Here is a 12,266-nt window from a genome sequence, read left to right as displayed (position 1 = left end):
ATGGCACGTTATTTCCGTCGTCGCAAGTTCTGCCGTTTCACCGCGGAAGGCGTTCAAGAGATCGACTATAAAGATATCGCTACGCTGAAAAACTACATCACCGAAAGCGGTAAGATTGTCCCGAGCCGTATCACCGGTACCCGTGCAAAATATCAGCGTCAGCTGGCACGCGCTATCAAACGCGCTCGCTACCTGTCCCTGCTGCCGTACACTGATCGTCATCAGTAATCGGTCACGGTCCATTAATACGACTTTGAGAGGATAAGGTAATGCAAGTTATTCTGCTTGATAAAGTAGCAAACCTGGGTAGCCTGGGTGATCAGGTTAACGTTAAAGCGGGTTACGCTCGTAACTTCCTGGTACCGCAGGGTAAAGCTGTTCCTGCTACCAAGAAAAACGTTGAATATTTCGAAGCACGTCGCGCTGAACTGGAAGCCAAACTGGCTGACGTTCTGGCAGCTGCTAACGCTCGCGCTGAAGAAATCAACGCACTGGGCACCGTTACCATCGCGTCTAAAGCAGGCGACGAAGGTAAACTGTTCGGTTCCATCGGTACTCGCGATATCGCTGACGCAGTCACTGCGGCTGGCGTTAAAGTGGCTAAGAGCGAAGTTCGTCTGCCGAACGGTGTTCTGCGTACCACCGGTGAGCACGAAGTGGACTTCCAGGTTCACAGCGAAGTATTCGCTAAACTGATTGTAAACGTTGTTGCTGAGTAATTTTTACTCATAACGATGCCCTTAAGTGATTCGGGCTTGCAGAAAGGCGGCAAGTGAGTGAATCCCCGGAAGCTGAGTTAATTCAGTGACCAGGGTAAGCGAATGAGCCAATGAATCTGCAACGCGAAATACGATGGGGAATGAAACGCCGGCCTTGTGCCGGCGTTTTGCTTTTTAGCGCTACCAGAATGAAATGTGCCGGATAAGGGCTTATCCGGCTTTATGGGTTAACGTACGCGAATAAAGCTGCCGTCCGGCTGGCGGGTAAACAGCACCTGCTGGCCGCTGGTCTCAATGGTTAATCCGGTTACTACGCCGTTAGCATTCTGGCGAATCTTCACCATCTGGCCATTTTTCAGGCTGCTCAGCGGTTTTCCATCACCTTCCACTTTCGCCATCGCGTAAACATCGGTGGGCGGCAGATTATGATCGCGGAACAGTTGCGCCAGCGTTTTCCCTTCTTCCACACGATAAGAGCGCCACTGTTGCTCAATGCCGCCGGAAGAGGAGGACGTCGGGCGGCTTTGCGCCACCGGGGCTTCTTGCTGCTGTACCGGCTGTTGCTCTGGTTGCTGCTGTTCGAGCGACTCTTCAGCGCCGGGGGCGAGCTGTTGCGGATCGTTCACCACCGCGGGTGGCGTTTGCGCAGGGGCGACAGGCTGAGTGGCAGTGGATGAGGGTAACTGAATTTGCGCTTCGCGTGAGGTGGGAACCGGCCTCGTATCGTCCGTTGACGGTAGCAGAAAGCCGATAACCACCAGCAATGCGGCCAGGATCAAACCACGACGGTGAAACGGCGGGAGCGGGTCCATAAGGCGAAAATGGTCCGGGGCTTGCCAGATTTTCACCAGCGTAGGTTTCAGTTCAAATCGCCCGGGCATGGCTTTCCTCCTGCTCCGCGTCATTTAAAATCCTGTCTCGTTGAGTATATACACTTTATCCTTCCGGGGCGGCGTCCATCGTTTTTAACTCTCTGATCGTCAGCACAAAGTCGGATTTTGTTATAGCAATATTAGATTTATCTTACGGGCTCTATTCTTTCCCTTTCCCTGCGATTTGTCATCTTTCCTGCGACAAAGTTGTACCCGGCGCAGCCCGGCTGTTATGCTGCGCGCTACCTTAAAAAGCGATGAAAGGAAAACCCATGACAACCCCAACTTTTGACACGATCGAAGCGCAAGCCAGCTATGGCATCGGTTTACAGGTCGGACAGCAGCTTAGCGAATCCGGGTTAGAGGGGCTGTTACCGGAAGCGCTGGTCGCGGGCATCGCGGACGCGCTGGCAGGCAAACAACCTGCTGTACCGGTTGACGTTGTACATCGCGCCCTGCGTGAAATCCATGAACGTGCCGACGCCGTGCGTCGTTCCCGTTTTGAAGAGATGGCGGCGGAAGGCGTGAAATATCTGGAAGAGAACCGCGAGCGTGAAGGCGTGAACAGCACCGAATCCGGTTTGCAGTTCCGCGTCATCACTCAGGGCGAAGGCGCAATCCCGGCGCGCACCGACCGTGTTCGCGTGCACTACACCGGTAAACTGATTGACGGTAGCGTATTCGACAGCTCCGTCGCGCGCGGCGAACCGGCTGAATTCCCGGTTAACGGCGTTATCGCTGGCTGGATCGAAGCTCTGACGCTGATGCCGGTCGGCTCCAAATGGGAGCTGACTATCCCGCACAACCTCGCTTATGGCGAGCGTGGCGCTGGCGCATCTATCCCGCCATTCAGCACACTGGTATTTGAGGTGGAACTGCTGGAAATTCTGTAATTCCCCGCATAAATCCCTCTCTCTTTTTAGAGGGAGGGGTGAGAAGAGTGCGTCGATCGTTCGTTAATAAGATCAATGTCGATATATTATCTTGCAAACTATGCATTCAGGTGTATTTTTGTGAGGCGTTTCGCATTAACTAAGTGATATGACACTCACTTTCAACAAATATTTAACATTCGATTTAATTCAGAGTATCCATCCCGCCGATTCTTACCTAATATCGATGCGTCCATAAAGGACGGAACACGCAATAAAAGGCCAGAAGAGCCCAACAACACAGACAGGATTAAAACATGGTAGATCAGGTTAAAGTCGCAGCCGACGAACAGGCTCCGGCTGAACAGTCGCTACGGCGAAATCTCACAAACCGGCATATACAGCTTATTGCGATCGGCGGCGCTATCGGCACCGGGCTGTTTATGGGCTCCGGCAAAACCATCAGCCTCGCAGGTCCGTCGATCATTTTTGTTTATATGATCATTGGCTTTATGCTGTTTTTCGTGATGCGCGCAATGGGTGAGTTGCTGCTGTCAAACCTCGAATATAAATCATTTAGCGACTTCGCCGCCGATCTGCTGGGACCGTGGGCGGGGTACTTTACCGGCTGGACCTACTGGTTCTGCTGGGTGGTGACCGGGATGGCGGACGTAGTGGCGATCACCGCCTACGCGCAATTCTGGTTTCCAGGCATTGCCGACTGGGTCGCCGCGCTGGCGGTGGTATTGCTGCTGCTGAGCCTCAATCTCGCGACGGTAAAAATGTTCGGCGAGATGGAGTTCTGGTTTGCGATGATCAAAATCGTTGCCATCGTTGCGCTGATTATTGTGGGCGTAGTGATGGTGCTGATGCACTTCAAATCGCCGACGGGCGTTGAAGCTTCGTTCGCGCACCTGTGGAATGACGGCGGCTGGTTCCCGAAAGGCATCAGCGGTTTCTTCGCCGGTTTCCAGATAGCCGTCTTTGCCTTTGTTGGGATCGAGCTGGTCGGCACCACAGCGGCAGAAACCAAAGATCCGGAGAAATCCCTGCCGCGCGCGATTAACTCCATTCCGCTGCGCATTATCATGTTCTATGTCTTCGCGCTGATCGTCATTATGTCAGTGACGCCGTGGAGCTCAGTCGTCCCGGATAAAAGCCCGTTTGTGGAACTGTTTATGCTGGTCGGTATTCCGGCGGCTGCAAGCATCATCAACTTTGTGGTGCTGACTTCTGCCGCGTCGTCGGCGAACAGCGGCGTCTTCTCAACCAGCCGTATGCTGTTTGGCCTTGCGCAGGAAAAGATGGCGCCGAAAGCGTTCGCTTCACTCTCTAAACGCGCGGTGCCGGCAAAAGGGCTGACCTTCTCCTGTATCTGCCTGCTGGGCGGCGTGGTGATGCTCTATGTGAACCCGAGCGCGATTGCCGCGTTCACCATGATCACTACCGTATCGGCCATTCTGTTTATGTTTGTCTGGACGATCATTCTCTGTTCGTACCTGGTCTACCGTAAACAGCGTCCGCATCTGCACGAAAAATCGAGCTACAAAATGCCGCTTGGCAAATTGATGTGCTGGGTTTGCATGGCCTTCTTTGCTTTCGTACTGGTGCTGCTGACGCTGGAAGCGGATACCCGTGAAGCGCTGATCGTCACGCCGCTGTGGTTTATTGTGCTGGGCGCGGGCTGGCTCTATGCCGGTAAAAAACGTCTGGCTGACCGTCAGCCATAAAAAAAGAGCCGCAAAGCGGCTCTAAACTTCCATGAATCAAGGGCGCTCTTTTGGGCGCCTTTTATTATTCACCTGCGAGGGCACGCGGAAACAGGTTATTGTTTTCCAGACTGATGTGTTCCATTAGATCGTCAATTAACAGATTGATGCCGTTATACATGGCTTTCCAGGTGGTGCAGGCTTCCGGCGGCGGCGTGACGTTGTTGGTGATGTGCTTAATCACTTCCAGCAATTCACCGGCTTCATCGTGTTCACTCTCCATCACCGTGATCGGCCCCATAGCCTGCGAACCCATGCCCTGTTTGATCATTGGGAACAGGATCTGCTCCTCTTTCATCATATGGCTGGAAAGCTCCTGGTGCAGCATCGTCAAATATTTGGTTAACCCGCGCGGCACATTCGGTTTATCGGCATGCACGCGCTCTACTTTGGTGGCCTGTAAAATCAGCTCCGGCAGTTGTTCGCGGTGGCGATTATGGTAACGCACGATAATGTGGTCGATGATTTCCGAAAGTTTGGCAACGCGCCAGTCTTTCTCGATGGGCTGCTCGGCCAGTTTTGCCAGTTCGGCTTCAATCACATCAATATCCAGCTCTTTGCGCGCCGCAGAACGGCCTAGCGTCTGCTTACCGCCGCAGCAGTAGTCCATATCGTATTGACGGAACAGTGCGGAGGCGCGGGGGATTGAGAGCGCCAGCTCACCCAAGGGTTGATCGCGGAAAGCCATAGCAGTTACCTCATCGTGAAATTATAAGATGCATTTTAAATGCATCTTTATGGCGATGATATACCCCTTTTGGGGTGGGGGCCAGGCGCCTTATGCCTTTATTGCGCGAAAAACAGTGATATTCATCACAAAAAATCTTTCGCGTTTAACATATTGAATGCAGGTAATTTTATTGAAAAATTTTGGATAGAGTTTTGTAGCGAGATTAAACAACTACGTAACGCTGCCGATACAGAGACTCAGACCATTCCCTGTATCAAATGAAGGCCTACGATGTTCAAGCGTATTAAAGTTATTACCTTATTAATTATGGTGTTGCTCGTACTGGGTGCGATGCAGCTTATTTCTGCCGGCGTGTTTGTCAGCGCGCTGAATAATGACAAAAACAACTTTAACGTTTCTCAGATTTCCAGCCAGAACGTTTCTGAGTTCACTGATGCCTGGATCAGCCTTAACCAGGCGCGCGTCACGTTAAACCGCGGCATGCTGCGCTTACAGAGCAGCACCGCCAGCCAGATCAATGGCGGGCAACTGAGCGAGCTGGCCAACACCGCGACCGACTTGCTGAATCAGGCGCAAAAGCATTTTGAAAAATACAAAGCGATGCCGGACACGCCAGGGCTGGATAAAAATCTCTCCAGCGACCTGGAAAAACAGTACGGCATTTACCATGCGACGCTGACGGAAATGAACCGTCTGCTGTTGGCGGGTAAGCTGGAAGATATGTTCCGCCAGAATGCGGAAGCGAAACAGGTCGCTATGCAGAAAAGCTACCGCGCATGGCGTGATGCTCAGGCTGTACTGGCGAACCAGGGCGTAATCGAAAACGAGAGCGATTACCAGCGCATCCTGTGGATTCTGGGTGTCGTCATGGTCGTTGTTCTGGCGGTGATCATCATCAGCTGGGTGGCGATGCAGCGTGTATTGCTGAAACCGCTGCATGAAGTGATGGGGCATATTCGCCACATCGCGGCGGGAGATTTGACGCACGCGATCTATGCCGAAGGCAAAAACGAGATGGCGCTGCTGGCGCAAAATGTGCAGGAGATGCAGCAGTCGCTGGTGAAAACCGTCAGCGTGGTGCGCGATGGTGCCGACACCATTTATACCGGCGCGGGCGAAATCTCTGCCGGTAGCAACGATCTCTCTTCCCGTACCGAACAGCAAGCGGCCTCGCTGGAAGAGACTGCGGCCAGCATGGAGCAACTGACAGCAACGGTGAAACAGAACGCCGACAACGCCCGTCAGGCGACGCAACTGGCGCAGAACGCCTCCAGTACGGCGAAAAAAGGTGGTCAGGTTGTGGATGGCGTGGTGCGTACGATGGATGAAATTGCTACCAGCTCCAGCAAAATCGCGCAAATCACCAACGTGATCGACGGCATCGCCTTCCAGACCAATATCCTGGCGCTGAACGCGGCGGTTGAAGCTGCCCGCGCTGGTGAACAAGGCCGTGGTTTCGCCGTCGTTGCGGGTGAAGTTCGTACGCTGGCGCAGCGCAGCGCGCAGGCGGCGAAAGAGATCAAAGGGCTGATCGAAGATTCCGGTAGTCGCGTCGATGCAGGCGCTGCGCTGGTACATCAAGCCGGAGAGACGATGAAAGAGATCGTCAGTGCGGTTACCCGCGTGACGGATATCATGGGCGAAATCTCATCGGCTTCGGACGAGCAGAGCCGCGGTATCGACCAGGTGGGTCAGGCCGTTGCTGAGATGGATCGCGTTACGCAGCAGAACGCCTCGCTGGTGGAAGAGTCCGCCGCTGCCGCTGCCGCGCTGGAAGAGCAGGCTGCACGCCTGACGGAAACAGTAGCGGTATTTAAAGTCAACCGCAGCCGCAGCGTGCGCACGCCTGCGCTGGTAAAACCGGGCAGCAAACCGCAGGTGAAAGCCGCAGAGAGCTTTAGCGAAGCGAACTGGGAAACCTTCTAAACTCTCGCTTCAGGCTGAGCAAACCCGGCGCATGATGCCGGGTTTTTTTATTCCTGTTGTAGCGGAATGACACTCGCTTTTTGCGGTTTTGACAGCACTGCCATCACCACGCCACACACCAGCAGCACAATGCCGCAAAAGGTGAGCAGCGGTGGGATGCTCTGGCGCAGCAGGAAGGTATACAGCAGCCCGGCCAGCGTTTCGAAAACAATCAACGGGCCGACAATTACCGTTGGCAGACGCTGGCAGGCAATATTCCAGCATAGCGCGCCCACCCACGAGCAGAGCACGGCAATGGCAAACATCAGCACGATAAACACCAGTGGATGCGGACCGAATGGCAGGGAGAAATCGGGCTGCTGTACGCCAAGCCACAGGCAGGCGGCGAGATAACCGACCAGCGAGACGGGCAATGTCACCAGCGCCTGCGCCGTCGCCCACATCATCGGATTTTTATCCGGGTTCTCCCGCAACCAGCGGGCGTTACGCAGGGCATACCACGCCCAGCTACCCACCGAGGTAAATGCCAGAGCGATCCCCGTACCGTAACGACGCCAGGTGAAATCCGGCAGCCCGTGGCGCAGCTCGGCGATATTGACGCACACCAGGCCGATCGCGATGCAGGCGAGCGCGGGTGCCAGCCGACGCCAGGAGAGTTTGCCGTCCCGCTGGCTGTAGAGCAGGTTGGCGCACACCGGAATCACCACTGGCAGGGTGGCGATGATCATGGTCGATACCGGCGCGCCAGTACGCTGGATGGCGCTCGCCAGGCAGACGTAATAAATCAGGTTGCCCATCATCGTCAGCGCCAGCGCCGTCATCCAGTCGCTGCGCGTTAACTGGCGCAGACGCACGCGCCCGAGCCATGCCAGCGGCAGGGCGATCAGGCCCAGCGCCAGATAACGGCCGGTGGATTGCAGTACCGCCGGGTAATCCGGCACGATCAACGGCCCAACGAAAATTAACCCCCATAACAGCCCGGCAAGCAGGGCATACAACACACCACTAATCATCATTCCATCCACATTTACATTGGCTGTCGCCAGTGTAGAGAAGCGATGGCGCGGAATATTGTATGAGATTGCGCATTAACGGCGGGTGACTTGCTTCTGGTAACGCACCGGCGTGATGCCATAGCGGTGAGTAAAGGCGCGTGTCAGATGCGATTGATCCGTCAGCCCGGTCATGGCGGCGACGTCTGCGGCGGGCATGCCCTGCGTGAGAAACGCTTTTGCCCGCCACAGACGGATCGCCATCAACATCTGGTGCGGCGTGACGTGGAAGTGCGCCTTGAACTGGCGCTGAAAATGGTACGGGCTAAGCGCAGCAACGCTTGCCAACTCGTCCAGCGTCAGGCTGTGCATATAGTTGTCGTGCAGATAGTCGCGCACGCGTTCAAAACGGTGTGCGCCTTCCGGGCGCTGCGGCGCGTGATGCGCCAGCGGGCGAAAAGTATCGATCAGATCCAGCAAAATGCCTTGCTGCGCCAGCGGATCGTCGGTATGCCACAGGCCGTGGATCTGCGTGCAGATCTGCCGGGTGCGCAGCGGATCGTGACGCATCACCTCGCTGAACCACCAGTGGCGGACGCCGGTCACCTCTTCGAGCAACTGCGGATCGAGATAGACCATGCGATAACGCCAGCCGTCGTCGGCTGCGGCTTCGCCGGTGTGCAGCTCGTCGGGGTTCATGGTGACTACGGAATTGGCCGGAGCGACATACTGCGTGCCGCGATAGCGGAAGCGTTCGGCACCGGCTTCAATGGCACCAATGCCAAAGGCTTCATGGGTGTGGGGTTCGAACGCGTAACGGGAGATATGCGCGTGGTACAGCTCAACGCCCGGCACCTTCGCCAGGTGGCGAAAGCGTGCGCGATCTCGCTCGTCGTTAAACTGCTCTGGTACGCCTTCCACAATGCATCTCCACGCGGGTCATCGCTGCATTATTCAGGATGACCCGGCGGCAGGCTACAAAAATTAACCAATATTTAACCGTTACGCGAGGTCGTTGACGCTGTCAGCAATCGGCGTGGTCGGGCGACCAATCAGTTTGCTGAGCGTTTTGCTGTCGTCAAACAGACCACCTTTTGCGGCTCCGGCATCGGAATCCGCCAGCAGATTAGCAAACACGTCCGGCAAGCCCGCACCTTTCAGCGCGGCGGCGAAATCCGCTTCGCTCAGGTTCTGGTAGACGATGTTTTTGCCACTGGCTTTGCTTAACAGCGCGGCCAGTTCACTCAGCGTCCAGCCGTTGTCGCCCGCCAGTTCGTAAACCTTACCGGCATGACCCTCTTCGCTGATCACACGAGCCGCAGCGGCAGCATAATCCGCGCGGGTCGCCGAAGCGATTTTGCCGTCGCCTGCGGCACCGATAAAGACACCGTGCGCCAGTGCAGCCGGTGCGCTGGCAAGGTAGTTTTCGCTATACCAGCCGTTGCGCAGCAGTGCATACGGAATGCCGGATTCAGCGAGCATTTTCTCGGTTTCAACATGTTCGACGTGCAGGCCGAGCGGGGATTTATCCGCATGCAGCAGGCTGGTGTAGGCGATAAATTTCACCCCGGCGGCTTTAGCGGCGTTGATCACATTGCGGTGCTGCGCGGCACGCTGGCCCACTTCGCTACTGGAGATCAGCAGCAGTTTATCGACGCCTGCCAGCGCCTGCGTTAGCGCGGCCTGGTCGCCGTAGTCGGCCTTACGCACCAGTACGCCCTGTTTGCTCAGCGCTTCGGCTTTCGCCGGGTTACGGACAATGGCGACAATCTGTTTTGCCGCGACGGTTTTCAGTAGCTCTTCTACCACAAACTGGCCCAGTTGGCCGGTCGCGCCGGTAAGTGCGATCATGGTGTTCTCCTTACGTGTTCAGTGAGTGTTGTGGTAAGCTATCATCCACACTAACTTTTGGTAAGTACGTACAAAAAGGTAAGTATGAAAACAGTTTCTGCCCCCCGAACCCTGAGTGAACTGGTACGCGACGGCAATTTGTTCGCCGAGCAGTGTCCGTCGCGGGATGTCCTCAAACATGTAACCAGCCGCTGGGGTGTGTTGATCCTTGTGGCGCTGCGTGATGGCACGCACCGTTTTAGCGATCTGCGCCGCAAGATGGGCGGCGTCAGCGAAAAGATGCTGGCGCAAAGCCTGCAATGGCTGGAGCAGGATGGTTTTATTAACCGCGTCGCATACCCGGTTGTACCGCCGCATGTGGAGTATAGTCTGACCCCGCTTGGCGAAGAGGTCAGCGAGAAGGTCGCCGCGTTGGCGGACTGGATAGAACTGAATATTCCGCAGGTGCTGGCGCATCATGCGAAACAGGTGGCGTAAGCCCGGTAATCGTTAGCGCCACCGGGCAAGATGCCAGATGGCGCTGCGCTTAGCTGGCCGACAAAAGCGAGGCCTCACGGATCGGGTTAATCACGACTTGTTTAAATCGATGCTATAAATCGCAAAGCCGATTTCGTCGTTCCCCACTTTTTGCATCGGATAACGCGCGTTCTGTTTAATAAACGCGGCGGCTTTGTCCGTCGGCGCGGTTTCAAAACGAATATCCAGCTTGTGGTTTGCGTGAACCGGAGCCAGTTGCCAGTTGTTATCGGCGGCGGGATGGATTTCCCCGGCGCGCTTCGTTTCATCGCTGATCCACTTTGCCAGCACGGCGCGGTTTTCATCCGGCGAAGCAAACGCGATATGGCTGTCTCCCGTCCCGGCAAACTTACCGCCATAGGCGCGGTAATTATTGGTGGCGACGAGGAAAACCGCGTTCGGATCGATGGGCTTGCCGTTAAACGTCAGATCCTTAATGCGTTCCGCCTGCGGATTTATGCTCTGGCATTCGCCGTCATAACGCGCAGGCTGCGTCACATCGATCTGGTATTTCACGCCGTCGATAACATCGAAGTTATAGGTGCGGAAACCGTCCCAGTTAATCAGGTTTTGCGGCTTATCGCTGTTGGGATCGATTTGATTGAACTGCCCGGCTGAGCACTCCAGCCACTCTTTCACCTCTTTACCGGTCGCTTTTACTACCACCAGTGTGTTGGGGTAGAGGTAGAGATCGGCGGCGTTACGGAACGTAAGCTGGCCTTTTTCCACTTCAACAAAACTGGCCGGATCGTTTTTACGTCCACCTGCTTTAAACGGCGCGGCGGCAGAGAGCACCGGCAGTTTCGCCAGATCCGGATCGCCCTGAATAAAGTGCTCGACGTAGGCTTTTTGCGCGTTATTCACCACCTGTACGGTCGGATCGTCCTGCACCAGCGACAGGTAGCTGTACATGTTGTCAGCCGATTGACCAATCGCCTTTCCCACAAAATGGCGCGTGGCATCGTGATCGTGTTTGAGGATCGCGACCAGCTTACTGTCTTCGCCAACGAGGGCTTTTTTCGCCGCCGCGTCGTAGATCGGGCGCGCTTCGGCTTTGGATTGCGTCACCTGCCATTTGCCGGAATCGTTGTTCAGCACCAGATCGACTACGCCGAGATGGTCGCCCCACATGCCCGGCATCACCGACGGAATACCGTTCAGTGTGCCTTTGCTGATATCTGCGCCTTTGATGGCGGCAAAATCTTTACCCGGGAAGACGGCGTGAGCGTGACCAAACAGAATGGCATCGACGCCTGGCACTTCGCTCAGGTAGTAAACGGAGTTTTCCGCCATCGCCTGGTACGGCTCCGCCGACAGCCCGGAGTGTGCCACCACGACCACCAGATCGGCACCTTTGGCGCGCATTTCCGGCACGTAGCGGCGCGCGGTTTCGGTGATGTCATTGACCGTCACTTTGCCGTTGAGGTTGGCTTTATCCCACACCATGATCTGCGGCGGCACAAAGCCGATATAACCGATGCGCAGCGTGTGGGTTTTGCCCTCTTTATCCTGCACGGCGGTCTCTTTAATCAGGTAAGGCGTGAACAGCGGTTTTTTGCTTTTGGCATCAATGATATTGGCGTTCACATAAGGGAACTTCGCTCCCGCCAGCGCTTTGTGCAGGTAATCCAGGCCATAGTTGAATTCATGATTGCCGAGGTTACCCACGGTGTAATCAAGGGTGTTCATCGCCTTATAGACCGGGTGAATTTCTCCCGCTTTAAGCCCCTTTGCCGCCATATAGTCGCCCAGCGGACTGCCCTGGATTAAGTCGCCGTTATCCACCAGCACGCTGTTTTTGACTTCGCCCCGCGCGGCGTTGATCAGGCTGGCAGTGCGCACCAGTCCGAATTTTTCCGTCGCAGTATCTTTGTAGTAATCAAAATCCATCATGTTGCTATGCAAATCAGTGGTTTCCAGAATACGCAAATCCACCGTTGCAGCCTGCACGCTGGCCGCAATCAGCGTCGCCAGAAGCGTTGCACTAAACTTAATCATCAGAGGCATCCTTTTTCGATCTAAGCCACAAAAGAAATTGTTATGTACATTTTGTTGCTT

Annotated in this window: 12 protein-coding genes; 6 read left to right on the top strand and 6 right to left on the bottom strand. The window is 55.3% G+C overall.

Going from position 1 to position 12,266, the window contains the following annotated elements; genetic code table 11:
• On the top strand, positions 1-228 hold the full coding sequence (rpsR, locus tag AWR26_RS23085) for a 30S ribosomal protein S18 (RefSeq protein ID WP_000135199.1): 228 nt from the start codon (positions 1-3) through the stop codon (positions 226-228).
• Positions 229-269: 41 nt separating this feature from the next.
• Complete coding sequence (gene rplI / locus AWR26_RS23080; protein WP_007372771.1) at positions 270-719, top strand: 50S ribosomal protein L9; 450 nt, start codon at positions 270-272, stop codon at positions 717-719.
• A gap of 227 nt (positions 720-946) precedes the next feature.
• On the opposite strand, the gene AWR26_RS23075 is transcribed toward rplI, so the two are convergent.
• Positions 947-1,600, bottom strand: coding sequence for a LysM-like peptidoglycan-binding domain-containing protein (locus AWR26_RS23075; RefSeq protein ID WP_064568686.1), 654 nt, complete (start codon positions 1,598-1,600; stop codon positions 947-949).
• A 263-nt stretch (positions 1,601-1,863) separates the two neighbouring features.
• Here AWR26_RS23075 and fklB point away from each other — a divergent pair, with 263 nt between their 5' ends.
• Complete coding sequence (gene fklB / locus AWR26_RS23070) at positions 1,864-2,484, top strand: FKBP-type peptidyl-prolyl cis-trans isomerase (protein WP_007372773.1); 621 nt, start codon at positions 1,864-1,866, stop codon at positions 2,482-2,484.
• Positions 2,485-2,780: 296 nt separating this feature from the next.
• On the top strand, positions 2,781-4,193 hold the full coding sequence (gene cycA / locus AWR26_RS23065; protein WP_043955431.1) for a D-serine/D-alanine/glycine transporter: 1,413 nt from the start codon (positions 2,781-2,783) through the stop codon (positions 4,191-4,193).
• A gap of 64 nt (positions 4,194-4,257) precedes the next feature.
• Here cycA and ytfE read toward each other — a convergent pair whose 3' ends face one another.
• Positions 4,258-4,920, bottom strand: coding sequence for an iron-sulfur cluster repair protein YtfE (gene ytfE, locus AWR26_RS23060; RefSeq protein ID WP_064568685.1), 663 nt, complete (start codon positions 4,918-4,920; stop codon positions 4,258-4,260).
• 273 nt (positions 4,921-5,193) lie between these two features.
• On the opposite strand from ytfE, the gene AWR26_RS23055 reads away from it, so the two are divergent.
• Positions 5,194-6,849, top strand: a complete 1,656-nt coding sequence (locus tag AWR26_RS23055) for a methyl-accepting chemotaxis protein (RefSeq protein ID WP_064568684.1) — start codon at positions 5,194-5,196, stop codon at positions 6,847-6,849.
• Positions 6,850-6,896: 47 nt separating this feature from the next.
• Here AWR26_RS23055 and AWR26_RS23050 read toward each other — a convergent pair whose 3' ends face one another.
• From AWR26_RS23050 to AWR26_RS23040, 3 genes are all read right to left on the bottom strand, one after another.
• Complete coding sequence (locus AWR26_RS23050) at positions 6,897-7,862, bottom strand: DMT family transporter (protein WP_064568683.1); 966 nt, start codon at positions 7,860-7,862, stop codon at positions 6,897-6,899.
• Between the two features lie 75 nt (positions 7,863-7,937).
• Positions 7,938-8,762 (bottom strand): AraC family transcriptional regulator, encoded by an 825-nt coding sequence (locus AWR26_RS23045; RefSeq protein WP_043955425.1) that lies wholly within the window; start codon positions 8,760-8,762, stop codon positions 7,938-7,940.
• 81 nt (positions 8,763-8,843) lie between these two features.
• Positions 8,844-9,692, bottom strand: a complete 849-nt coding sequence (locus AWR26_RS23040; protein ID WP_064568682.1) for an SDR family oxidoreductase — start codon at positions 9,690-9,692, stop codon at positions 8,844-8,846.
• Between the two features lie 84 nt (positions 9,693-9,776).
• Between AWR26_RS23040 and AWR26_RS23035 the strand changes: the two genes are divergently transcribed.
• Positions 9,777-10,169 (top strand): winged helix-turn-helix transcriptional regulator, encoded by a 393-nt coding sequence (locus tag AWR26_RS23035; RefSeq protein ID WP_064568681.1) that lies wholly within the window; start codon positions 9,777-9,779, stop codon positions 10,167-10,169.
• 90 nt (positions 10,170-10,259) lie between these two features.
• On the opposite strand, the gene AWR26_RS23030 is transcribed toward AWR26_RS23035, so the two are convergent.
• Complete coding sequence (locus AWR26_RS23030) at positions 10,260-12,206, bottom strand: bifunctional 2',3'-cyclic-nucleotide 2'-phosphodiesterase/3'-nucleotidase (RefSeq protein WP_139227940.1); 1,947 nt, start codon at positions 12,204-12,206, stop codon at positions 10,260-10,262.
• Between the last annotated feature and the right edge of the window lie 60 nt (positions 12,207-12,266).

Origin of the sequence: Kosakonia oryzae (assembly GCF_001658025.2) — a bacterium.
GTDB lineage: Bacteria > Pseudomonadota > Gammaproteobacteria > Enterobacterales > Enterobacteriaceae > Kosakonia > Kosakonia oryzae.
Note: the sequence above shows the minus strand (reverse complement) of the source record. Positions and strands in the feature narration are given on the sequence as shown.